We start from the raw sequence: 25,477 nt of genomic DNA, 5'->3' as shown, positions 1-25,477 counted from the left end.
TGTTTTTTTATAAGGTTCACAGATGCTTCGGAAATCCCTTCATCCTTATCGGATGATTTCCTCATCATCTGCGTTCGCTTCGTTATCGGACGCATTCGCCTTTCGGCTCATAGATCTGCGCCCTGCCGGTTTTCTTCAAAAACCGGACTCGGAAAGTTCACAGATGCTTCGGAAATCCCTTCATCCTTATCGGATGATTTCCTCATCATCTGCGTTCGCTTCGTTATCGGACGCATTCGCCTTTCGGCTCATAAATCTGTGTCCTGCCGGTTTTCTTCAAAAACCGGACTCAGCTTTATTTAGTGCGTCCTTCGATGATTTTTTCTGAAACGCTCTTTGGTACGGGTTCGTAGTGTGAGAACTGCATGGTGTAAACGCCACGGCCCTGGGTTTTACTTCTCAGGGATGTTGCATAACCGAACATTTCTGCCAGCGGCACCATACCATTGATAACCTGAGCGCCGTTGCGGGCTTCCATACCTTCTACACGGCCACGTCTGGAGTTAATATCCCCCATAACATCGCCCATATATTCTTCTGGAATAACAACTTCCAGTTTGAACATTGGTTCCATAATAACCGGATCTGCTTTGCGCATACCGTTTTTGAAAGCCATAGAACCAGCAACCTTGAAGGCCATTTCTGAGGAGTCAACTTCATGGTAAGAACCGTCATAAACAGTTGCTTTAAAGTCGATAACCGGATAACCGGCTAAGACACCATTCTGCATTGCTTCCTGAATACCCTGGTCAATTGGTCCGATGTATTCCTTCGGAATTGAACCACCAACGGTTTTATTTTCAAAAATATAACCTTCGCCTGGTTCCAGCGGTGTAAGTGTGATGAGACAGTGACCATACTGACCACGACCACCGGACTGACGGGCAAATTTGCCTTCTGCGTCAACGGTTTTGGTGATCTTTTCTCTGTAAGCTACCTGAGGCTGTCCAATGTTGGCTTCTACCTTGAATTCGCGCAGCATACGGTCAATGATGATATCCAGGTGAAGCTCACCCATACCAGAGATAATGGTCTGGCCGGTTTCTTCATCGGTATGTGTACGGAAAGTAGGATCTTCTTCTGCCAGTTTCTGGAGTGCAACACTCATTTTTTCCTGGCCGGCTTTTGTCTTAGGCTCGATGGCAACATCGATAACCGGTTCAGGGAATACCATGGATTCCAAAATGATCGGGTGATCCGGATCAGACAGGGTGTCCCCGGTAGTGGTATCTTTCAGACCAACGGCAGCTACGATATCACCGGTGTAAACCTTGGAGATTTCTTCACGGTGGTTCGCATGCATCTGCAGGATACGGCCAAAACGTTCTCTCTTACCTTTTGTGGTATTACGAACATAGGAGCCTGCTTCTGCAGTACCGGAGTAAACACGCATAAATGCCAGTTTACCAACATATGGGTCTGTCATAATCTTGAAAGCTAAAGCGGAGAATGGTTCTTCATCGCTTGGTTTTCTTTCATCTTCTTCGTCCGTTTCCGGATTTGTACCCTTGATAGCAGGTACGTCAAGCGGTGACGGCATATAGTCAACAACAGCATCCAGCATCATCTGAACACCCTTGTTTTTATAGGAAGAGCCGCAGGTTACTGCGATCAATTCTACGTTACAGGTTCCCTTACGGATGGCTGCCTTGATTTCCTCGATGGTGATTTCTTCACCTTCCAGGTATTTTTCCATCAGGTTTTCATCTACTTCAGAAAGGGCTTCAAGCATCTTATCGCGATAGCTTTCAGCTTCTTCTTTCATGTCGTCAGGAATATCGGTGATTTCAATTTCTTCACCTAAGTCATCCTTATAGATTTCAGCCTTCATGGTAAGCAGGTCAATGATACCAATAAAATCACTTTCCTTACCGATTGGCAGCTGGATACATACTGGGTTTGCGCCCAGACGGTCACGGATCATGTCTACCGCATGGTAGAAGTCCGCACCGGTGATGTCCATTTTATTAATATAAGCCATTCTCGGTACATGGTACTGGTCAGCCTGACGCCATACGGTTTCGGACTGAGGTTCAACACCACCCTTGGCACAGAATACCGCTACAGAACCGTCAAGAACTCTTAAAGAACGTTCTACTTCAACGGTAAAGTCAACGTGGCCAGGAGTATCGATAATGTTGATACGGTTGCCTTTCCAATGACATGTTGTAGCAGCTGAGGTAATGGTGATACCTCTTTCCTGTTCCTGTTCCATCCAGTCCATCTGCGCGCCACCATCATGGGTTTCGCCGATTTTATGGATTTTACCAGAATAGTAAAGGATTCTTTCAGTAGTAGTGGTTTTTCCTGCGTCAATATGCGCCATAATACCGATATTTCTTGTGTTCTCTAAACTATATTCTCTTGGCACAGATTTTTCCTCGCAATTTTAATTTGAATACTAAACAAACGATCACGCATCATATGGAGCACAAATTATTTCAAAAATCTTGAATATCCGATAGAAAATTTTCAAAAAATTTGCGTTAGCCTTATTGCCGCGCACCTTCGCCTGACGGCTCATTGAACAGTGCGCTGCCAAATTCTTGCAGAATTTGGATTCGGCCTCTACCAACGATAATGTGCAAAAGCTTTGTTGGCTTCTGCCATCGCGTGTGTGTCTTCTTTTTTCTTAACGGCTGCACCACTGTTGTTCAGAGCATCCATGATTTCACCGGCTAAGCGGTCCTTCATGGTTTTTTCAGAACGTTTGCGTGAGTAAGTAACTAACCATCTTAAAGCCAGAGCCTGTTTACGGTCTGCACGAATTTCGATTGGAACCTGATAGGTGGCACCACCGACTCTTCTTGCTTTTACTTCTAACACAGGTGTGATGTTTGCTAATGCTTCTTCGAATGCTTCTAAAGCATCCTTACCGGTTTTTTCATTTACCTTTGAGAATGCGTCATATACGATTCTCTGGGCAACGCCTTTTTTTCCGTCTAACATAACGTTGTTTACCAACTTGGTAACAACAACGCTACCATAAATCGGATCAGGCAATACTTCTCTTTTTGGAACTGGTCCTTTTCTAGGCACTTTGCTTCCCTCCTTAACAATTGATGTTCATCGGTACTCGACATCCAAAGTCGTTGTGCTTATACATACAATCTAGATCTATTATCAGATTTGCAGTACGATGCACTACTCTTACTTCTTAGGCTTTTTAGCCCCGTATTTGGATCGAGCTTGTTTACGATTTTCTACGCCAGCGGTATCTAATGCACCACGGATGATCTTGTAACGAACCCCTGGTAAGTCCTTAACACGGCCGCCTTTTACCAGAACGATACTATGTTCCTGTAAGTTATGGCCGATACCTGGGATATAAGCAGTTACTTCCATACCGTTTACCAGTTTAACTCTGGCAATTTTTCTCAGAGCAGAGTTTGGTTTCTTTGGTGTAGATGTTCTAACTGCAGTACAAACACCTCTTTTTTGGGGGTTTGCTTTCAGTGCCGGAGTCTTTGTTTTGATTTCCGCACTTTTTCTTCCTTGTTTAACAAGCTGATTAATGGTAGGCATTCAGTCCTGCACCTCCTTCTTAAAATTTTATATCAAAAATCCAAATGAAAACAGCATACTTCTGTTAAATCATTCGAAGTTTCAACCAAATGTAAGCGTCAAATAAGCGCCCATCAGGCGCCTGCGCTTTAACACTATTTCAGCAGTGCAATCACTGCCGCTCCCCGCTCAATGCCGCTGTCCTGGCCGAGTGCAATCTTGCTTTCGTAGGACTCAATAGGAACAGATGCTTCCTGACATGCGGTGACAATTTTTTCCTTAATAGAATCTTCGGTATCTTCAGCTAAAACAACCACCGTTGCTTTTCCTTCTTTCACAGCTTTCAGAGTCTGCTTTGTCCCGATGACCTTTGGGGTCTCACCAAAACTTTCCAATTTATACCTCCAGCAGTTTATAAGACTTTGCTAAACATACCTTTCTAATATACACTCTTTTTGCCATCTTGTCAAGTGGTAATTAAAACTTCCTTTATCTGAAAAGAAAACCCCGCCATTAGGCGGGGTTTATGGGTTTTAGTCGTCAAGATCTCCGATAATCATATCGCTTGCTTCACTGCTGCTGTTGTCTAAGAAATCCATGTCGAACATGTCAAAGGCCTTGGCCAGTTCATCGTCCTTTTCAAGATTTTCCCGTTCTTCCTGAACCGCCTTGGCTAAGATGTTATCATCATCCATGACAATATCCATATCGTCGGAAAGCTCCTTCACATTGGTGATATCGTCTTTGATCATATCATCGATCAGTTCTTCTTCCTCATCATCCTCATCCTCGCGGTCATAGTCGAGCTCGACGCGGCTGTAAGCCTTGACGCCGGTTCCGGCAGGTACCAGCTGGCCGATGATGACATTTTCCTTGAGACCAATGAGCGGATCGACTTTGCCCTTAATGGCAGCGTCGGTGAGCACTCGGGTGGTTTCCTGGAAGGAAGCAGCGGACAGGAAGGAATCCGTTGCCAGGGATGCCTTGGTGATCCCAAGGAGCTCTCTGCTGGCTTGTGCCGGTTCCAGCCCCATATCCAGGGCTTCGTTGTTCTTTTCTTCCATTTCAAAAATATCGGTTAAGGCTCCGGTGATCAGGTCGGTATCTCCGGCATTTTCAATCTTAACCTTACGCAGCATCTGGCGGATGATCAGCTCAATATGCTTGTCGCTGATGTGTACCCCCTGCAGACGGTATACCTTCTGTACTTCGGACAGCAGATACTGCTGTACAGCGTCGATGCCTTTAATGCGCAGAATATCGTTCGGGTTGATGGAACCTTCAGTGATTTCCTGACCGGCTTCGATTTTATCGCCGGTATGTACCTTTAAGCGTGAGCCGTAAGGAATCAGGTAGATTCTGGACTCGCCGTCTGGCGCGGTGATAACTGCTTCGGTTTTCTTGCCTTCCAAAATTTCAACACGGCCGGCTATTTCTGAGATAATGGCCTGACCCTTTGGCTTACGGGCTTCAAAGAGTTCTTCGACACGGGGGAGACCCTGGGTAATGTCGTCTGCGGATGCAACCCCACCGGTATGGAAGGTACGCATGGTTAACTGGGTACCCGGTTCACCGATGGACTGGGCTGCAATGATACCAACCGCTTCACCGATTTCGACAGGTTTCCAGCTGGTCATATCAACACCGTAGCATTTTTTACAGACGCCGTATTTAGAGTTACAGTTGAATACAGCGCGAATAACAACTTTTTCAACACCGGCTTCCTGAATGGCTTCTGCCTGGTCGCTGGTGATGACTTCGTCCTTATGGGCCATGATTTCGCCGGTTTCAGGATGCACAACATCCTCGAAGGCGTAGCGGCCTTCAATACGTTCGGCCAGATCTTCAATGACCTCACCGTGTTCGTTGATGGCTGTAACCTCATAACCGCGGGTGGTTCCGCAGTCTTCCTCACGGACAATAACGTCCTGGCTGACGTCGACAAGACGACGGGTCAGGTAACCGGAGTCCGCTGTTCTCAGGGCCGTATCGGCAAGACCTTTACGGGCACCATGGGTGGAGGAGAAAAACTCGAGTACGTTCAGACCTTCACGGAAGTTGGAGCGGATCGGCAGCTCGATGACACGGCCGGTCGGGTTGGTCATAAGACCACGCATGCCCGCTAACTGACGAATCTGGTTCTTGGAACCACGGGCACCGGAATCGGCCATCATGTTGATTGGGTTCAAACGGTCCAAATGGCTTAACAGCGCGTCGGTTACTTCATCGGTAGCGTTGTTCCAGATATCGACAACGTTCTGGTAACGCTCCTCTTCAGAAATGAGACCACGGCGGAACAGCTTGAGGTTCTTAGCGATCTTTTCATCGGCGCGGGCGAGGATTTCTTCCTTGTTCCCCGGTACCTGCATGTCGGCAACACCAACGGTGATGGCAGCCTGGGTGGAGTATTTATAGCCCAGACGCTTGATTTCGTCAAGGGTTTCGGAAGTAATTGTCGGGCCGTGGGCCTTGAAGCAGCGGTCAACAATTTTGGTCAGTACCTTTTTGTCAACCTGCATATCTACTTCCAGTTTAAAGTGATCATCAATGGTTTCACGTTTCACAAAGCCCATATCCTGCGGCAGGATCTGGTTGAAGATGAAACGGCCTACGGTGCTTTCCACCAGTCGGGTGTAGCTTTCACCGCCTATTTCCTTGGTGGTGCGGACTTTAACCTTGGCGTGAAGCTCAACATCGTGGTTAAAATACGCCATTTCCAGCTCGTTCATATCGCAGAAAATCGAACCGGTTCCCTTGGCGTCTTCTTTGTAAAGCGTCATATAATAGGAACCGAGGATCATATCCTGTGAAGGAACGACAACCGGTGTACCATCCTGAGGTTTCAGAATGTTGTTGCAGGCCATCATTAAAAAGCGGGCTTCTGCCTGAGCCTCTACAGACAGCGGCACGTGGACGGCCATCTGGTCACCGTCGAAGTCGGCATTGTACGCAGTACAGGCCAGTGGATGGAGCTTGATGGCACGGCCTTCGACCAGGATGGGCTCAAAAGCCTGGATTCCCAGTCTATGGAGTGTAGGTGCACGATTTAAGAGCACCGGATGTTCGTGAATAACGTCTTCTAAAACATCCCAGATAATAGGATCGAGTTTTTCGACCATCTTCTTGGCGCTCTTGATGTTCTGAGACAGCTGTCTCGCAACCAGCTCGCGCATAACGAAGGGCTTGAACAGCTCGATGGCCATTTCCTTCGGCAGGCCACACTGGTACATTTTAAGCTCAGGGCCGACAACGATAACGGAACGTCCGGAATAGTCGACACGTTTACCGAGAAGGTTCTGACGGAAACGGCCCTGTTTCCCCTTGAGCATATCACTCAGGGATTTGAAAGGACGGTTACCCGGGCCAGTGACCGCGCGTCCGCGTCGGCCATTGTCAATCAGGGCGTCAACCGCTTCCTGAAGCATACGCTTTTCATTCTGGACAATGATGTCCGGCGCATCCAGCTCCAGCAGCTTGATCAGACGGTTGTTACGGTTGATAACACGGCGGTACAGGTCATTCAGGTCAGAGGTCGCAAAACGGCCACCATCCAGCTGTACCATCGGGCGCAGTTCCGGCGGAATAACCGGAATGGCTTCCATGATCATCCATTCTGGCTTATTGTGGGAATTTCTGAAAGCTTCGATGGCTTCCAGACGTCTGGCCACACGGATTTTCTTTTGGCCGGAGCTGTCCTTGAGTTCTTCCTTAAGCACAGCAGCTTCCTGGTCCAGGTCCACCATTTTCAAAAGCTCCTGGATGGCTTCCGCACCGATGCCGGCAGCAAAATCTTTGCCATAGTTGGATCTCGCTTCTTTATATTCGGTCTCAGATAATACCTGCTTGTACTGAAGCGGGGTTTCGCCTGGGTCCGTTACCACATAAGAGGCAAAATAGATAATTTTTTCAAGATTACGGGGTGACATCTCAAGGATCAGGCCCATACGGCTCGGAATCCCCTTGAAATACCAGATATGTGATACGGGTGAGGCAAGCTCGATGTGCCCCATCCGTTCTCTTCTTACTTTTGCTTTTGTTACTTCAACACCACAGTTTTCACAGACGATGCCCTTATGGCGAATACGCTTGTATTTACCACAGTTACACTCCCAGTCTTTGGTTGGTCCGAAGATTTTTTCACAGAAAAGACCTTCTTTTTCCGGTTTCAGGGTTCTGTAATTAATGGTTTCGGGTTTTTTAACCTCACCCCGAGACCACTCTCTGATTTTTTCAGGTGATGCTAATCCAATTTGCAACGACTTAAAGGTAAATTCTTCATTTAACAATTGGTTTTGCTCCCTTCGTATATAAATGGATAATAAAACTTGTCAATTTTCAATTCAATGGAACGACACAGCCGTTACATTAATGAATCCGGATTGTCGATATCTTCGGCGTCAACGATGGAGATCATATCCGCGCCCGCGTAGTCATCTTCGGTCGCGACATTTGCATCGGGTTCACCGCCGATTTCGTTGGCCAGCTCTTCGACTGGATCGTCTGTAAAGTCACCGTCCAGAATTTCGACGACTTCGTCGTCATTGAGGATCTGAACATCCAGGGCCAAGCTCTGGAATTCCTTCATAAGTACCTTGAAGGATTCTGGGATACCTGGTTTCGGAATGTTTTCACCCTTGACGATGGCTTCGTATGCGGCAACACGGCCGACGACGTCATCGGATTTAATGGTCAGGATTTCCTGGAGCGTATGGGCTGCGCCGTAAGCTTCAAGGGCCCAAACTTCCATTTCCCCGAAACGCTGTCCACCGAACTGGGCTTTACCACCCAGCGGCTGCTGGGTAACTAAGGAGTAAGGTCCGGTTGAACGGGCGTGCATTTTATCATCAACAAGGTGATGGAGTTTTAAGTAGTACATATAACCAACGGTTACCGGATTATCGAAGGGTTCGCCGGTGCGGCCGTCGTACAGCTTGATCTTACCATCGCTTGGCAGATCCGCCTTTTCCAGAAGTTCTTCAATGTCTTCTTCGTTGGCCGGGTCAAAGACTGGAGTAGCAATGTGCCAGCCAAGGGCCTTCACAGCCATCCCCAGATGGACTTCCAGTACCTGTCCGATGTTCATACGGGAAGGTACGCCAAGTGGGTTCAGCACGATATCGAGCGGAGTACCATCCGGCAGGAACGGCATGTCTTCCTGAGGAAGAACGCGGGAGACAACCCCCTTGTTCCCATGTCGGCCAGCCATTTTATCCCCAACGGAGATCTTACGCTTGGTCGCGATATAAACACGTACCATGGTGTTGACGCCTGGCTTTAAGTCCTCGTCCTTATTGGCTCTTGAGAACACCTTCACGTCAACGACAATACCAGCTTCACCGTGCGGCACTTTCAATGAAGTATCACGGATTTCACGGGCTTTTTCACCAAAGATGGCACGCAGCAGTTTTTCTTCTGCGGAAAGGTCCGTTTCACCTTTTGGTGTGACCTTACCAACTAAAATATCTTCGGATTTTACCTCGGCGCCAACAAAGACAATCCCGCGTTCGTCAAGGTTTCGCAGAGCGTCTTCCCCAACGTTGGGAATATCACGGGTGATTTCTTCTGGTCCGAGCTTGGTTTCACGGGCTTCACATTCAAACTCTTCAATATGGATGGATGTGTATTTGTCCGTTTTCAGCATATTTTCATTGATGAGAACAGCATCCTCGTAATTGTAGCCTTCCCAGGTCATGAACCCGATCAGGGCGTTACGGCCAAGGGCCAGCTCGCCCATTTCAGTGGAAGGGCCGTCGGCAATGATTTCGCCGGCTTTTACACGCTGTCCCTGGACAACCAGCGGCTTCTGATTCACACAGGTTCCCTGGTTAGAGCGTTTGAATTTTAATAATTTATGCTTTTCAAGGCTGCCGTCGCTGTCTCTGCGGATTCTTATATGATCAGCATCCACAAACTCAACGGTTCCGGCTTCCCCTGCGATGGCGCAGACACCAGAGTCCTTAGCGGCCTTGTGTTCCATCCCTGTCCCGACAACCGGTGCTTTAGGAATAAGCAGCGGCACAGCCTGACGCTGCATGTTGGCGCCCATGAGAGCACGGTTGGCATCATCATTTTCAAGGAAAGGAATGAGAGCAGTCGCCACAGATACTACCTGTTTTGGCGAGATATCCATAAAATCGACACGGTTCGGAGCCAGTGTCACGAAGTCACGGCTTGAGCCGGCACGACCAGTGATCTGTTCATTAATGAAGTGATTGCCTTCGTCCAGCGGCTCATTGGCCTGGGCAATGGCGTACTGGCCTTCTTCATCGGCTGAGAGATAGTGGATCTCATCCGTTACCACCCCGTCGATAACCTTGCGGTAAGGGGATTCGATAAAGCCGTATTCATTGACACGGGCAAAGGTCGCCAGTGAACCGATCAGACCGATGTTCGGGCCTTCAGGCGTTTCGATCGGACACATACGGCCATAGTGGCTGTGGTGAACGTCACGGACTTCGAAGCCGGCGCGCTCACGGGAGAGACCGCCAGGTCCAAGGGCGGACAGACGGCGCTTATGTGTCAGCTCAGACAGCGGGTTATTCTGGTCCATAAACTGTGACAGCTGGGAGCTTCCAAAGAATTCCTTAAGAGCTGCGTTTACCGGACGGGTGTTGATTAACCCCTGTGGTGTCAGGATCTCATCATCCTGAACAGACATTCTTTCACGGACAACTCTTTCCATACGGGAAAGGCCGATACGGAACTGATTCTGCAGCAGCTCGCCAACAGAACGGAGGCGGCGGTTGCCAAGATGGTCAATATCGTCAGTATTCCCGATGCCGTAGTCGATACCGATAAAATAAGAAACCGTTGCGAAGAGGTCGGACTGAAGAATGTGCTTCGGCACCAGACGTTCCATGTGGTTTTTAATTTCATCGTGTTTTTCTTCATCGGTCATTTCTTCATCGTCAAGGATCTGCATAAGCGCTTCGCGGCAAACCAGTTCCTTAATTTCTAAATCGCTGATATCAAAGGGGATATCCTGGGTATGAATATCAACGAAGCCATTACCGATGACGCGGACGATTTTATCTTCGCCCTGATGCTGGACCTTGACATTGACCACATTGATCCCGGCATTCTGGATCTGCCATGCAACGTCCTTCTTAAAGATCTGGCCTTCCTCTGCCAGGACTTCGCCGGTTTCAGGATCAATGACGTCCTCAGCGGCGACCTGCCCGGTAATACGGGTAGCCAGAGATAATTTCTTATTGTATTTATAGCGGCCGACGCGGGCTAAATCATAGCGGCGGTCGTCAAAGAACATGGAGTTCAGCAGTGACTGGGCGCTTTCCACTGTCGGCGGTTCGCCCGGACGCAGTCTCTTGTAAATTTCCAGAAGACCGTCACGTTCGTCCTTCATGCCTGCGGTTTCATCTTTCTTGATGGTTTCCAGCAGACGGTAGTCATCCCCGAACACCTCGAGGATTTCCTCGTTGCTGCCAAGGCCAAAGGCGCGCAGCAGCGCGGTAATCGGCAGCTTACGGGTACGGTCAATCTTGACGTACATGATATCGTTGGAATCGGATTCGTATTCCAGCCAGGCCCCGCGGTTCGGGATAACCTGTGCAGAATAGAGCTTTTTACCAAGCTTATCACGGGTCAGGGTGTAGTAAGCACCCGGAGAACGTACCAGCTGGCTGACGATAACACGTTCCGCACCGTTGACAATAAAGGTCCCGGTATCGGTCATTTTGTGCAGGTCGGCCATATAGACCTTCTGTTCTTTTACTTCATTCTTTTCTTTGTTGATTAAACGGACACGCACCTTTAAAGGCACATAGTAAGTCTGATCCCGTTCCTTACATTCCTCAATGCTGTATTTCGGTTCTCCCTCGATGGCGTAGTCCACGAACTGCAACACCAGATTACCAGTGTAATCTGTAATTTCGTGGATGTCGTCAAACACTTCCTGGAGGCCCTTTTCAATAAACCATTTGTAGGAATCGAGCTGTACTTCTAATAAGTTCGGCATCTCAAGGACTTCTTTAATCTTTGAGAAGCTCTGTCTGGTTCTTAATCCGTATTGTACAGGATGCACCATAACCATCCATTATCACCCCTTGCAAATTATTTCGGCATTTTCAAAATACACTTTTTACGCGTATGCTCTTTTCTTTGTCGCAAAATTGTGGTACTATTTATAGAGTGGTAATTCTCCCCAATTTCGGGAATTGTCGCGAAAAAATAAAAATGGACCGAGACGAATTTCAGACCTTTGATCAGCCTGAAAAAGCGCAGCCTGCTTAAGAATTCAATTCATCAAGCATTTGGTTTGCCTTTGATCAGCAAACCCGCGCCCCATCCATAAGTCTATTTTAATTTTGTTTCTATTTATTGACTTCTGTCGGTCACATAAATAGCACAATTTTATCTTCTAATGCAATTTAATATCTTATCATAATAATTTTTAGCCGTCAAGGCTTTTTTTGTTGGATTTATAAACCTGAAATTATTCCTGAAATTATTTTAAGCAACCTGCTTAAGGAAAACGCTGCTGCATCCTTTCCCATAGCGATCTTAAATTTAACACAAATTTAACATTCACCCATTGACGCAGCGCCGCAAAAACTGCTATAATGCACTAACAGTTGAAAAGGGAGTAGTTTAAGACGCGCCGTCAACACCACGGTTTTTAACCTGGCGGTGTGCGCCTATCTTTTTTGGTAACGAGACTTTTCGACAGCCTGGCAAAAGGGCTGCCGGAAGTCTTTTTTTGGTGCTTCCGGTGTATACAATCTTGACAAAGGAGTATCGATGATGTCAGAAACCTTTTTTAACCGTTCTGCGCAGGAAACACTGGGCGAGCTCCATACCTCGTCCTCAGGCCTCAGCACCGCCGAGGCTGAAAGCCGGACCAAAACCTTTGGCCCCAACAAGCTTTCAGAGGGCAAGAAAAAAAGCATCGCTGTGGTTTTTCTGGAGCAGTTCAAAGATCTGCTGGTGGTTATCCTAACCATTGCCGCCATTATTTCCCTGCTTTCGGGTGAAAGCGAAAGCACCATTGTTATTTTTGCTGTTTTACTTTTAAACGCTGTACTCGGCACTGTTCAGTATGTCAAAGCTGAAAAATCCCTCGAGAGTCTGAAGGCCATGTCTTCGCCCGTTGCCCGGGTGATCCGCGACGGCGCGCGCCTTGAGATCCCCTCCCAGGAGGTGGTTCCCGGTGATATTCTGCTGCTGGAGGCCGGCGACCTGGTGGTTGCCGACGGACGTATCCTGGAAAACTTTTCACTCAAGGTCAATGAAAGCTCACTGACTGGTGAATCCGAAAGTGTCGACAAAACCGCCGATACCATTCCGTCGGAAAAGGTAGCCCTCGGCGACCAGATCAACATGGTTTTCTCCGGTTCTCTTGTAACCTATGGACGGGCAACCGTTGTTGTCACCTCCACGGGTATGGGCACAGAGCTCGGTAAAATCGCTTCTCTCATGAACCAGACCCAGCAGCGGAAAACACCGCTTCAGACCAGTCTTGATAATTTCAGCAAAAAACTGGCTGTCATTATTCTGGCCGTCTGTGTGGTGGTTTTCATGCTCTCCGTTTTCCGCAGCCACATGCCGGTTCTGGATTCTCTGATGTTCGCTGTTGCCCTGGCTGTAGCCGCCATCCCTGAGGCGCTCAGCTCCATCGTGACCATCGTACTGGCCATGGGCACACAAAAAATGGCCAGACAGAATGCCGTTATCAAGGATCTCAAGGCCGTCGAAAGCCTCGGCGCCGTCTCCGTGATCTGTTCAGATAAAACCGGAACACTGACCCAGAACCGCATGTGTCCCCAGAAGATCTATGCTGACGGCAGGCTCGCCTCCTGTGAGGATTATGACCTTACCAACGGTGCGCAGCGCCTGCTGTTAAAAATCGCCTTGCTCGCCAGCGACGCCACCACCGATGAAGACGCAGGCACATCCATTGGGGACCCCACCGAGGTGGCTCTGGTACAGATCGGCGACTCCTTTGGCATTGAAGAGTCTACCTACCGAAGCCAGCACCCCCGCTTGCGTGAGCTGCCTTTTGACTCTGACCGCAAGCTCATGAGTACACTTCACGAGCTTGAAAAAGTACCGACCCTGCTGACAAAGGGTGCGCTCGATGTCATGCTTGAGCGCTCCAACTGGATCTACACCACCGATGGTATCCTGCCAATGACCGATGAAAAGCGCAGCGAGATCATCAACACCAACCGCTCTCTGTCCGAGGAAGGGCTCCGCGTTCTGGCCTTTGCTTACCGTGAACTCTCCGAGGTGCGGGATCTGTCCATAGAGGATGAAAATGATTTTGTGTTCGTTGGTTTGATCTCCATGATCGACCCGCCGCGTCCAGAATCTGTCCAGGCTGTGGCTGACGCCAAACGGGGCGGTATCCGCACTGTCATGATCACCGGGGACCACAAGATCACCGCAACCGCCATCGCAAGGCAGGTCGGTATCTTTGAGGACGGTGATATTGCGGTGGAAGGCGTTGAGCTCGACGCCATGACCGATGCCGAGCTGGACGAAAAGCTTCCCCGAATTTCTGTCTACGCCCGTGTCTCACCCGAGCATAAAATCCGCATTGTCGACGCCTGGCAGCGCCAGGGACGCATTGTCTCCATGACCGGTGACGGCGTCAATGACGCTCCAGCCCTTAAAAAAGCCGACATCGGCGTAGCAATGGGTATTACCGGTACCGAGGTCAGCAAAGACGCAGCGTCCATGATCCTGACCGACGATAACTTTGCCACCATTGTCAAGGCTGTTATCAACGGGCGTAATATCTATGCCAATATTAAAAACGCCATTCAGTTTCTGCTTTCAGGTAACACTGCGGGTATCCTCTGTGTGCTGTACGCCTCACTGATGGCTCTGCCTGTTCCTTTTGCTCCAGTGCATTTGCTGTTCATAAACCTGCTGACTGACAGCCTACCCGCCATTGCCATTGGCATGGAGCCCTCACGCCGCGGACTGTTGAACCAGCCGCCCCGCAACCCTAAGGAACCGATTTTAAACGGCAGTCTGCTCAGGCGCATTGTCTCTCAAGGCCTGCTGATCGCTGTTGCCACCATGGCCGCCTTTTACCTTGGACATCAGTCTGGCAACGCCATGCTGGCCAGCACCATGGCCTTTGCAACCCTGACCCTGGCCCGTCTTTTCCACGGTTTTAACTGCCGTGGTGATGAATCCATTTTCCGGCTGAAGTTCGGAACGAACAAATACTCACTCATGGCCTTCTTTGGCGGTATCTTGCTTCTCGCAGCGGTGCTGTTCATACCTGGCCTTAATACCCTGTTCCTTGTGGCGCCGCTCACCATGGCCCAGATCGGCCAGATTGGCCTGCTGGCATTCCTGCCTACCCTGATCATTCAGATTGTCAAAATGATCACTGACCGGCAGCACGACAGTGCCGTGACTGGCAAAGCTAGTCTTTCGGACGATTAAGCTTTTAAAAAGCCCGGTTTTTCTTTTGAAAAACCGGGCTTTTTATATTTGTATTACATCAGTAAGAACATCGCAAAACTAAAAATCATCTCTTCATTTCCCTGAAAAGCCTCAATGGCATATGGAATCGCTTCTTTGGGAATCTCATATTTTTCAATATTTGCTTCATAATCATTATAGTATTCGGAATTGATATTCATCTTTTTCTCCTTAATAAACGCCGTATTCTTTAACGAAATTCAATAATTCTTTATACAGATTTATATCCGCGTCATTTGCCCGAAGCAGCGATTTGTCTAAGCTGAAAATATAGTTTCCGCCCGGCGCCAGCACGTCAATTATTTCCTTCGCCTTATCTTTCACCTGCTGTAATGTGCCTGCTTTAAGCAGTGACAGAGGATAAAAACCTGTGAGGATAAATTTTGAACCAAGTTTTTCTTTAAAAAGCCTGGGATCACCAAACTCTGCCATCAACTGGCAGCCCTCTGGAAGCTCCTGCATATAATCGAGGTAGCGCGTAAAATCATTTTCCATAAAAATTGAAACTGCCGTATTGGTTTTAACCAGCTCCTCAACCAGCTTTTTAAAGGTTGGCCAGTAGAAGCGCTCAAAATCCTTCTCTTTAATATAGGTTGCCATATGGAGCGGAATCATACAGGCGCCGCGCACCTCAGGCGTTCCCTTGGCTCCTGCCTTGATCATCAGTGGGAGGATCGCTTCACACGCTGCCTCAACCTTTTCCGGATTCCTTCGAATATCCATGGACATACCCGTAAAGGATCGGAGCAGGTCTGCGATAAAATCCATGGGCGCATCTGTTTGCGCAAAAGCACCGCCCAGATTCGATTTACCATACTTAAGGCAGATTTCATTTTTAGCTGCACCGATTTTTCCCATTGTTCCATAAAAGCTTGAAAAACCTTTTGCCAGGGACATAGAGGATTCCGGCCACGGCTTATCGAGTTCTTTATACAGTCTTGGGATAATCGCATCCCAAAGGAATTTGTAGGGTGCTTCAATCAATGCGTCATATTCCCCAGGCTCCATCACAGAAATTTCCGGATGCTGCAGAAAGCCATCGCTCCCCATCTGAAAATGCCTTGCGCCCAGAAGCTTGTAAAAATGCGGAAACCGCACAGTTGTGACGCCAAGGTTGTCGCTTTCAAAATCCTCCGCGACGCGTTCCATGGCCTTTATCAGATAATTGATATCAAACTGGTGAATATTTAGATTGTAGCCTGCATACTCCAGGACAGCGGCTGCGTCCATGTTCAGATTAATGGGCACACGCTTGGGAATTTTTCCGGAACGCACATCGGTGTAAAGCTGATTTCTTTCAACTGTATTTTTATTTATTTCCATACTAATCTTTCTCTCCTTCGCCTTCTGTTTTTAATGTCTTGTATTTTGATTTAAAAAACAAATATAAGCCTATTCCTAAAATATAAAGCAGTATTATGACATTTGCCGTTGCCGGATTCCCCGCAAACAGAGCATATACCTGGGTGGACATAATAAGGTATGTGATGACCACCATGGTTCTGAGCCGCCATTTTGGATAACGCTTCGAATAAACGCTTTGCTTCCATTCTTCTGGATACTTCTCCGGTAATTTCAAAATCCCTGCCATCGGGATCAATATCGACAAAATCGTCATACCAACCGCAATTTTAGAAACCACCGTTAAATCCATCCCTAAAAGCGCAGGGATGAGCCCCAGAATATAGAAAATAGTCGTCAGGATGTAGGGAACCTCGTATTTGTTTGTTTTTCCCCAGGCTTTCGGCAGCCAGCCATCCTTACAGGCCTGAATCAAGGAGCTCGAATACCATACAAAGCTTGAATTTAGAGTGGTGATTAATGCTCCCAGCGCTCCACCGACAATGAAAATGCTGAAAAGCAAATTATTGGGATATACAATGCGCGCCGTGACAACCAGGGATTGGTATGCTGCTTCGGCCTGTGGAATCACACCGCTTGCCACAATGCCAATAAACATATACAATACCGTCACACCAATGGTCACAATATAGATAACCTTTGTCATCACCTTTTCAGGATTTCTGATCTTCGGTGCAAAATCCGTGATGATATATGCACCCCCAACAGCGAAAAATAAAAGTGAAACCGCAGAGTAAAACCCACTGAATCCATTTACGAAGAATGCTTTTTGTTCAAAAAAATTGGATTCCACCTTTCCAATGCCAAAAATAACAAAGGAGAGCAGGCTGAATACCAAAATAACAAAGAGTACATTCTGCACAATCGCTGCATTTTTTATACCGAAAAGGTTAATGATATAAAACAAAGTCAAAACACCTGCCGCCACCACCTTCATTCCCACTGGATTGTTAAGCGCGGGGATCAAGCTTGCCAGATACTGCGCAATGGATATGCCAAAAATCGCAATCGTGATCCGTCCAAAAAAGTAAATATATACATATAAACCGCCAGCCTCTTTTGTAATCAGCTCTTTAGAGTAGCTGTACGCAGCGCTCATTCTTGGAAGAACGCTGCTCATAATAAAGAGGGGCCGAAAAGAGATCAGAAACAGGACAGCGCACACTGCAAATGCTATAAAAACGCTTCTGCCAGTCATTCCAATGCCGATACCTGTCAGCGTAATAATTCCTGATCCTATTGTAAAACCGGTTGCCATCGTAAGTGTTTCGAAAAAAGAAAGCCTGTTGTCTTTTTTCATCTGGTAACCTCCTGGCAGATAAGTCTGTTAACTCACTGCCTCAATCTTTAATTGTCAGCCATCTTTCTTTCCGCGATTTCAGCGCGCAATTCTGGTAATTTTCTTTCATTGACGTTATAAAACAGCATCGCAATCACAGCGACCAGGCTGACGCCTGCCGGGAAAAACATTGCCAGCGATTTTATACCTTCTATGACTTCCGGCATTGGCTCAACCCCGCTTTGAAGGCCGATAAGCCCAAGGCCAAAGGCTGCTACGCTCGTCGAGAATACCGCCGCAATTTTTATGGAAAGCTGGTAAACACTGAATATAACCGCTCGGGCATTATAACCTGTTTTCCATTCGCTGTAATCAGTGATATCTGCGTACATGGCTGTATTGACAACGTTCGGGAAGGCGACCCCCACATAGCCGATACAGGCAATAATCAAAACGAGCGTCGCATTATTTGCGTTAAAGAACATGAGCACCAACGCAGCACAAATCCAAACCATACCTAAAATATAGGTTTGTTTTTTTGTCAGCTTTTTGGTGATGAACGGTACAAGCGTTGACCCAATAAGCATGAGAATACTGGTCAATCCGAAAAATGTTGGAATGATATCCGGATTTTTGACAACATAGATGTAAAAATAAGGGAACATTGCAACAATCAACAGCGTTGTTAATACTCTGCATATATCTGCCACTAAAATCGCCAAAAGCGGACGGTTTGTTACCACCTGCTTAAACATCTGTGCGACTGTGACTTTTTCGGCCTTACCACCCTTGACAGTAACGCCTGAATCCTTGTAGTCTTTTGTGGCCGCAAAAAGATTCCCATATCCTAAAACCGTCAGAAGCCCTAATAACAAAGCTGTAATAAAGAATCCCTGTACGGTCATTTCCTGAGCGCCGGCAACCAGATAGATTAATGGCAGCAGGCACCAGCCAGCCAGAATTTTGCCAATGGAGTTTCCCTGCCCGCGGAAGGTGGAGAGCTGCACACGCTCCGCCGCATCAACCGTCAGTGTTGAATTTAAGGATGTATAGCCAATGTATGAAACATTAGTGGCAATACAGAATGCCGCATAGAAAATCGTATAGAGCACAATGTAGGCACCTTCAGGCAGTCCTGTCAGGTTTGCACACATAATTGTATTGAAAAGAAGTATAAAGAACGAACCAATGAGTATCCATGAACGGTAGCGCCCCCATTTAAAATTACTTTTTTCAATAATTGGTCCAAGTATCGGAACACTGATCGTGTCCAAAATACGGCCAAAGGTCATGATAACCCCTGCCTGAACTGGAGAAATTTTCAATACCTCTGTAAAAAAAACCAGATAGTAAGTATTTGAAAATGTAACCATAAAAATAAAGCATAAATCTGCAAAGCCATATGAAAATTTTATGTAATTACTTAATTTTTTCATCTCGATCTCCTCATCTTGCCTATCATAGCGTATAAAATCCGTTCATTCATATTAACAGTTTAATGACAAATCCAAACAGCTTCTCCTGTGCCACCTGCCAGTATGGCTCGAGATAGCTGTTTTCCTCATAGTCAATTTCATTTTGTTCACAGTATTCTTTCCAGGTTGCCAGATATTTTGTATTTTCGTCCATTGCCTTCCCTCCTAATATTTTCCGTAGGATTCTACAAATTCATACAGCGCCCTTACATTTTCCGGTGTTCCGTCATTTGGATAGGTAATGCCTTTGGCAACGGTAAATATATAACCTCCGCCCGGCGCCAGAACATCCATCAATTTTTTCGCTTCATCAAGGACTTTTTCTTTTGTACCATACTGAAGCAATGACACATCATAACCGGCTGTAATACACATGGTCTTACCCAGCTTGTCTTTAGCCAGCTGCGGGTCCATATATTCAAAGGCTCCAAGGATATGCCCCTTTGGCAGATCCTGAAGATAGTCATAATAGCGCGTCCAGTCACCTTCAAAATAAATACGCATATATTGCCCTCTTGCCGCCATGCGCTCTACCATTTCTTTAAAAGTCGGCCACCAAAGCTTTGCAAAATCTTTTTCCCGCATAAAAACAGGCATATGAAGCGGAATGCTGATGAGCTTCCCCTTTACCGCAGGCAGCTGGGCTGCTAACCGGTCCATCAGCGGCAATACGGCTTCGGCTGCTGCCGCAACTTTTTCCGGGCACCTCCGAATATCCATTGTAATTTCTGAAAACCCGCGAATCATATCCGAAATATAATCCATTGGCGCTTCAACCAGTCCTGCGCCTGTCAGAGGAAGACCATATTTCTTACTGACACGTCCCGCCTCCATCAAAATCGGGGTTGTCATGTCGGTCTGTATATTCATCGCGCGGACAAGTGACATCCCATAACCAGCCCCCTCTGAATCCAAAGCTTTGTAGACTCTCGGTAAAATCTTATCCACAATAAACCCAAATGGATTTTTAATAAAAGCATCATACTCTGAACGGTCCATACAGCTGACTTCTGGATGCTGCATAATTCCAGTTTTACTTTCAGTAAAATTGATTGATTTCAATGATTTGTAAAACAACGGATTTCTTGAAAACAATGACGGGCATGTGTCTGTCGCAAAATCCTGCGCGATTTTCTCCATTGCCTCTCCCATTATCTTTGGATCTACCGCGCTTCCCTTAATAGGATAGCCAGCGTAATTAATCGCCCAATACTCACCAAACCGCGTTTCATGAGGAACCCTGTCCGGCTGTTCTAAATCGACGGCCTGAATATACCTCTTTTCTCTTTCTTCATACAACTGATCCACGTTTTTATTCACCATGTACCCCTCCTGACTGAATTTTAAACTGAATATTCAATTCTATATTCAGTATAATACAATGAACTCGTTTTCCTGTCAATGTTTTTTTGTTTATTTTATTTTTTTACTATTTTTCCTATTGGTGAATACTAAATTTCACGTGTACTTTTGAAAATAATATAGTATAATGAATAACCACAAAACATTTTAGAGGATGGCCAATGGATACATACAAAAATACAGACGATGGACAAAGAGAAAACATTTTATATACAGCAAAAGCACTTTTCCTAGAACTAGGCTACCGTAAAACAACAATTGCGTTAATCGCTGAAAAAGCTGGTGTTTCGGTTGGACTGGTGAATTATTATTTCAAAAAAGAAGAAATTGTCGGTCAGATATTTCACGACTTTATTCTTTATATTCGCCGTTTTCTAAACAAAAAGCTTGGCTTTATGATCGAGAACCAGTTCCAAATGCACATATTATTTAATCGTATTTTTTTCATTAAAATTTTTGAGACCCCCGCGGCCTCAGAACTATATAGTCTTCTCCGTGAAAAAGAGCTTTACCTGGATGCGACCCATAATTATATTCGCAGCTCCATGTCTGCCATTATTCTGGAGTTCGATCTCGACATACAGCCACAAATGTTCAGAAAACTGACCGTCGCTGAATATGGCGCTCGAAAAGCGCTTTATCAGGATATCTACAACTCCCCCAACAAGGAAATTTCCATAGATTTTACCGACTTTTTATCAACCATTTCCGTCCGGTTGGCTGGCGTTACTCCTGAGATTATTGATAAGAATATAAAGCACTGCAATAAGCTTATGCGCTATATTGATCTTGACAACATTCATTTTGAAGATGATTTTCATTCTCTCGATGAAACGCCGTAGGCATTTATCAAAAAATACAAAAGCCCCATTCTCCACAAGAATGGGGCTTTTAAATTATTATGTTTTCCGATCAGCGTTATACCATCAGTTCACAAATAGATCTTGCGAACTCTACCGGATCTTCAATGGTCATGCCTTCAATGAGCATGGCCTGATCATAAAGCAGGTTGGCGTATTTTTTCAGCTTATCGTTATTTTTGTCGTCATAAGCTTTTTTCATGGCGTCAAATACCGGATGACTCCCATTGATTTCAAGAACCTTGTCGGCTTTGACATCACCGCCCATGGGCTGTGCGTTTAGAACTTTTTCCATTTCTAAGGATATCCCCTCTGTTGAGAAGCATACCGGATGACTTTTCAGTCTTGTGGACAGCTTGACAGCATTTACCTTGCCGTCCAGGGCATCCTTGATGGCGGTCATTAAATCTTTATTTTCTTCATTTTTGGCTTCAGATTCTTTTTTGGCCTCTTCGGACTGTTCGATCCCCAGATCATCATCGGAAGCGGAGCGGAATTCTTTTTCATCATATTTCATGAGACTCTTAAGCGCAAATTCGTCCACATCGTCAGTACAGTAAAGGACTTCGTAGCCCTGGTCTAAAAGCAGCTCAATCTGCGGCATCTTTCCGATCTTTTCAATGGAATCACCGCAGGCATAGTAAATATATTTCTGGTCTTCTTTCATTCTGCCGACGTATTCTGCAAAGGTGACGGCTTTCTTTTCGCTGGAGCTGTAGAACATAACCAGATCCTTGAGCTTATCGGCGTTCATGCCGTAGCTTTCGTACATGCCAAATTTGAGCGGCAGACCGAAATTTTTATAGAATTCATCATATTTTTCACGATCTTTTTTCTGCATGTCCATAAGCTCAGAGGTGATTTTCTTTTCAATACGTTTAGCAATGGCCATGACCTGACGGTCCTGCTGAAGCATTTCTCTGGAAATGTTCAGTGACAGATCCTGTGAATCGACCAGACCTCTGACAAAGCCAAAATAGTCTGGCAGAAGATCCTCACATTTATCCATAATCAGAACGCCGCTGGAGTACAGCTGCAGGCCTTTTTTAAATTCCTTAGAAAAGTAATTATACGGGACATTCGACGGGATAAACAGCAGCGCATCGTAGGTGCACACACCTTCTACATGGGTTGCGATAACCTTGGCAGGATCGGTATAGTCATAGTATTTTTCCTTGTAAAAATTGTTATAATCCTCATCGGTGACTTCACTTTTATTCTTTTTCCACAGCGGTACCATGCTGTTGAGGGTTTCTTCTTCCAGGTAGGTATCGTACTGCGGTTCGTAATCCTCTTTGGCCTTCTCTTCCTCTGAAGCCTCGATCAGGGTACTCTTTTCCACTTCCATTTTAATGGGATAACGGATATAGTCGGAATAGCGTTTGATCAACTCTCTGAGTCGGTATTCTTCCAGATACTGGCTGTATTTTTCATCCTCTGTGTCGTCCATGAGTGTCAGAATAATTTCAGTCCCGACTTCTTCTTTGTCACATACTTCAATGGTATAGCCTTCCGCACCTTCGGATTCCCATTCATAGGCAGTGTCACTGCCGTCTGCCTTTGTACGGACCTTGATGTCCTTACTGACCATAAAGGCAGAATAAAAACCGACACCAAACTGGCCGATGATATCAATATCTTCCTGAGCTTCATGCTCAGACTTAAATTCCAGAGAGCCGCTGTTGGCGATAATACCAAGATTTTCTTCCAGCTCTTCCTGGGTCATCCCGATACCATTATCGGTAATGGTCAGGGTTCCAGCTTCCTTATCCGGAATAATGTGGATCGCGTAGTCATCTCTTGAGAGACCGCTGCCACCCTCCGACATATTTTTAAAGTAACGCTTGTCAATCGCGTCACTTGCGTTTGAGATAATCTCTCTTAAAAAAATCTCTTTGTTTGTATAAATCGAATGAATCATTAAATCCAGCAGGCGTTTGGATTCTGCCTGGAATTGCTTTTTAGCCATAATCTCCACTCACTTTCGTTTCGTTATTGTTAGCACTCGTTATCTCCGAGTGCTAACAATACTATAGATCATTCTGATAAAAAAATCAAGATCTTTTGAAGAAAAATTTAAATAATCTTAATGACAAAAGCAGCACCTCTACGGTGCTGCAGCTTTGATTTAATATTTTTCCTTCAGCATCTCGCCATGCCTGTTAAAGGTTTCGATGGCCGAAACTGCCAGCTCTTTATTCATCATCTTTTCAAAGATATTGTAGGGGATGGTGACTGAATGGGCGCCGGAGGCCAGGGTCTGTATAACCTGATTGGTATTCTTAAAGCTTGCGCCCAGAATCTCACAGTTCAGCTGGCGCTCATTAATAAAATCGCGAATGACAGAAACCGCCTTGTAAGGGTCCAGGTCATTGTTGGACATGCGGTTTATATAAGGCGCAATACTGTTGCAGCCTGCCAGCGCGGCAAATATCCCCTGGTCCGCAGAGTAAACGGCTGTTCCCAGAATCTTACAGTCCGGATATTTTTCGCGTATCTGCTTTACCACCTCCAGTCCTGCAATATCCATTGGTATTTTAAGGCCGATTCGCCCCTCGCCGTCGAGAGCCAGAATGGTCTCACAGTCCTCCAGACGCTCCTCTACTGTTTCGCCGATGGTCTGCACGTAGATAAAAGGCACTCCTTCCTCCAGAATTTCGCGCACCTTTTCCGCTCTGGGGGTCCGCTCGTTAAGAAGAATGGTCGGATTGGTGGTAACCCCTTTAAAAACGCCGGTTCTCATGGCCTTTCTGATTTCCTCAATATTGGCTGTATCTAAAAACATTTTTATTCCTCCCTTTATTTTGTCCAACGATTATAACAAAACTGTCTTAAAATTTTTCAAAAAAAGCTCCGGAGTCAGTTTCTCTGATCTCCGGAGCCTGGTTCGTCCTAAATGACTTTTTAATAAGCTTCCACAAATAATTCAAAGTATTCTCTGCCGTGCTTACAGGCCGGGCAAACCTTTGGCGCTTCCTTGCCTTCACTGATATAGCCGCAGTTGCCGCATTTCCATTTAACGGATTCTGAGCGTTTGAAGACACGTTCCTTTTCAATGTTTTCAGCTAATTTTAAATAGCGGGCTTCGTGGGCCTTTTCAACCTCTACAATATATTTGAAGGTAGCCGCAATATCTTTAAAGCCTTCTTCTTCAGCGGTTTTTCCAAAGTTATTGTACAGGTCGCTCCATTCTTCACGTTCGCCGGCAGCGGCGTTGATCAGATTGGTGCGGGTGTCGTCGCTCAGGCTGACAGGATATTCCGCAGTAATACCAACCATCATGGCTTCTCCGTCCAGACCTTCATTTTCCACGATGTATTTATAGAACATTTCCGCATGTTCTTTTTCATTGGCTGCTGTTTCCAGGAAAATGTTCTGGATCTGAACATAGCCTTCCTTTTTAGCTTTTGACGCAAAAAAAGTATAGCGGTTGCGGGCCTGGCTTTCACCTGCAAATGCCTTCATCAGATTTTCCAGTGTTTTCGTTCCTTTTAATTTACCCATTTTGTTTATTCCTCCTTGAAACAAGACGTTCTGTTAGTATTTATACACTTATTCCGGAGGAATAAACAGGTTCTTTAAATCTTTTTAACGCTCATAGGTCCGTATAAGGTTTTCGGCAACCTGCCGGGGCGATATCCGCATGTCCATGGCCTGCTTCTGGATGTAACGATGAGCCTGTTCCTCGGTCATGTCCAGGTAGCCCATCAGGCACAGCTTGGCCCGGTAAATGATCTTAATATCATCCATTTTTTTCTGCAGTTTTTCGTTCTGTTCCTTAAGGCGCTGCATTTTTGCCTTTGAGTTCAGTACAAACTTGATGTTCTGGGTCAAAAGCTGGCGGTTGATGGGCTTAGACACCACGAAAGCCGTCGTGTCCATCAGCTTGGCCTCCACATGGTCTACCAGCTCGTTTTTCACGATAAGCACAACACCGATCAGATACTTTTCGATCGTATCAAGGGCCAGTTCTATACCAAATTCATCGCCCAGGGGGGTATTGATAATGACCATATCATACTCAATTTCCTGAAGGCGCCTTCGGCCTTCACTGCCGGAGGGCACTGCGTCGATCATACTAAATTCCATGCCCCGCATGATCTCTGTCAGTGCTTTTGTTATCTCATTCTGCCTGCATACCAACAACACATTACTCATTATTTCATCCCCCCTTCCTT

The 25,477-nt window shown here is 46.3% G+C and carries 18 protein-coding genes; 2 read left to right on the top strand and 16 right to left on the bottom strand.

The annotated features are described in order from the left end of the window. Window positions 1–295: 295 nt before the first annotated feature. The 6 genes from fusA to rpoB form a co-directional block, all read right to left on the bottom strand. Window positions 296–2,371 (bottom strand): elongation factor G, encoded by a 2,076-nt coding sequence (fusA, locus tag B2M23_RS05730; RefSeq protein WP_038352020.1) that lies wholly within the window; start codon window positions 2,369–2,371, stop codon window positions 296–298. Between the two features lie 197 nt (window positions 2,372–2,568). Next, the gene (gene rpsG, locus B2M23_RS05725) at window positions 2,569–3,039 is read right to left on the bottom strand and encodes a 30S ribosomal protein S7 (protein WP_038352021.1); all 471 of its coding nucleotides are present in this window, start codon (window positions 3,037–3,039) and stop codon (window positions 2,569–2,571) included. A 111-nt stretch (window positions 3,040–3,150) separates the two neighbouring features. Next, window positions 3,151–3,525 carry a 30S ribosomal protein S12 gene (gene rpsL, locus B2M23_RS05720; protein WP_013382423.1) on the bottom strand — a complete coding sequence of 125 codons (375 nt, stop codon included), beginning with the start codon at window positions 3,523–3,525 and terminating at the stop codon, window positions 3,151–3,153. Window positions 3,526–3,659: 134 nt separating this feature from the next. Continuing rightward, a complete protein-coding gene (locus B2M23_RS05715) occupies window positions 3,660–3,899 on the bottom strand; it encodes a ribosomal L7Ae/L30e/S12e/Gadd45 family protein (protein WP_038352022.1) in 240 nt (79 codons plus the stop codon). Between the two features lie 138 nt (window positions 3,900–4,037). Beyond that, on the bottom strand, window positions 4,038–7,790 hold the full coding sequence (gene rpoC / locus B2M23_RS05710) for a DNA-directed RNA polymerase subunit beta' (RefSeq protein ID WP_038352023.1): 3,753 nt from the start codon (window positions 7,788–7,790) through the stop codon (window positions 4,038–4,040). Between the two features lie 74 nt (window positions 7,791–7,864). Beyond that, complete coding sequence (rpoB, locus tag B2M23_RS05705; RefSeq protein ID WP_052237212.1) at window positions 7,865–11,548, bottom strand: DNA-directed RNA polymerase subunit beta; 3,684 nt, start codon at window positions 11,546–11,548, stop codon at window positions 7,865–7,867. Between the two features lie 716 nt (window positions 11,549–12,264). Between rpoB and B2M23_RS05700 the strand changes: the two genes are divergently transcribed. Beyond that, the gene (locus B2M23_RS05700; RefSeq protein ID WP_038352025.1) at window positions 12,265–14,922 is read left to right on the top strand and encodes a cation-translocating P-type ATPase; all 2,658 of its coding nucleotides are present in this window, start codon (window positions 12,265–12,267) and stop codon (window positions 14,920–14,922) included. 53 nt (window positions 14,923–14,975) lie between these two features. Here B2M23_RS05700 and B2M23_RS21115 read toward each other — a convergent pair whose 3' ends face one another. The 6 genes from B2M23_RS21115 to B2M23_RS05680 are packed head-to-tail and all read right to left on the bottom strand — an operon-like array spanning window position 14,976 to window position 20,400. After that, window positions 14,976–15,122: a hypothetical protein gene (locus B2M23_RS21115; protein ID WP_013382430.1), complete on the bottom strand. Its 147-nt coding sequence runs from the start codon at window positions 15,120–15,122 to the stop codon at window positions 14,976–14,978. A 10-nt stretch (window positions 15,123–15,132) separates the two neighbouring features. Further along, the gene (locus B2M23_RS05695) at window positions 15,133–16,284 is read right to left on the bottom strand and encodes a uroporphyrinogen decarboxylase family protein (RefSeq protein ID WP_038352026.1); all 1,152 of its coding nucleotides are present in this window, start codon (window positions 16,282–16,284) and stop codon (window positions 15,133–15,135) included. A gap of 1 nt (window position 16,285) precedes the next feature. Next, complete coding sequence (locus B2M23_RS05690) at window positions 16,286–17,623, bottom strand: APC family permease (protein WP_038352027.1); 1,338 nt, start codon at window positions 17,621–17,623, stop codon at window positions 16,286–16,288. A 47-nt stretch (window positions 17,624–17,670) separates the two neighbouring features. Beyond that, window positions 17,671–19,038, bottom strand: a complete 1,368-nt coding sequence (locus B2M23_RS05685; protein ID WP_038352028.1) for an MFS transporter — start codon at window positions 19,036–19,038, stop codon at window positions 17,671–17,673. A gap of 46 nt (window positions 19,039–19,084) precedes the next feature. Next, window positions 19,085–19,231 carry a hypothetical protein gene (locus tag B2M23_RS21110; RefSeq protein ID WP_167617785.1) on the bottom strand — a complete coding sequence of 49 codons (147 nt, stop codon included), beginning with the start codon at window positions 19,229–19,231 and terminating at the stop codon, window positions 19,085–19,087. Between the two features lie 11 nt (window positions 19,232–19,242). Beyond that, window positions 19,243–20,400 (bottom strand): uroporphyrinogen decarboxylase family protein, encoded by a 1,158-nt coding sequence (locus B2M23_RS05680; protein ID WP_038352029.1) that lies wholly within the window; start codon window positions 20,398–20,400, stop codon window positions 19,243–19,245. Between the two features lie 200 nt (window positions 20,401–20,600). On the opposite strand from B2M23_RS05680, the gene B2M23_RS05675 reads away from it, so the two are divergent. Continuing rightward, on the top strand, window positions 20,601–21,281 hold the full coding sequence (locus B2M23_RS05675; protein WP_052237196.1) for a TetR/AcrR family transcriptional regulator: 681 nt from the start codon (window positions 20,601–20,603) through the stop codon (window positions 21,279–21,281). 76 nt (window positions 21,282–21,357) lie between these two features. Here the strand turns inward: B2M23_RS05675 and htpG are convergent, their stop codons facing one another. The 4 genes from htpG to B2M23_RS05655 all read right to left on the bottom strand — a co-directional run bounded on the left by htpG (window position 21,358) and on the right by B2M23_RS05655 (window position 25,457). Next, entirely contained in the window at window positions 21,358–23,268 is a 1,911-nt protein-coding gene (gene htpG, locus B2M23_RS05670; RefSeq protein ID WP_038352030.1) for a molecular chaperone HtpG, read from the bottom strand. 159 nt (window positions 23,269–23,427) lie between these two features. Continuing rightward, window positions 23,428–24,084 carry a transaldolase family protein gene (locus B2M23_RS05665; RefSeq protein ID WP_038352031.1) on the bottom strand — a complete coding sequence of 219 codons (657 nt, stop codon included), beginning with the start codon at window positions 24,082–24,084 and terminating at the stop codon, window positions 23,428–23,430. 119 nt (window positions 24,085–24,203) lie between these two features. Continuing rightward, window positions 24,204–24,803, bottom strand: coding sequence for a rubrerythrin (rbr, locus tag B2M23_RS05660; protein ID WP_038352032.1), 600 nt, complete (start codon window positions 24,801–24,803; stop codon window positions 24,204–24,206). A gap of 84 nt (window positions 24,804–24,887) precedes the next feature. Continuing rightward, window positions 24,888–25,457 carry an ANTAR domain-containing response regulator gene (locus B2M23_RS05655; RefSeq protein WP_038352033.1) on the bottom strand — a complete coding sequence of 190 codons (570 nt, stop codon included), beginning with the start codon at window positions 25,455–25,457 and terminating at the stop codon, window positions 24,888–24,890. Window positions 25,458–25,477 lie beyond the last annotated feature (20 nt).

It is taken from the genome of Eubacterium limosum, assembly GCF_000807675.2.
In the GTDB taxonomy this organism is placed as follows: Bacteria; Bacillota; Clostridia; order Eubacteriales; family Eubacteriaceae; genus Eubacterium; species Eubacterium limosum.
This window is presented reverse-complemented; position numbering and strand designations above follow the sequence as displayed.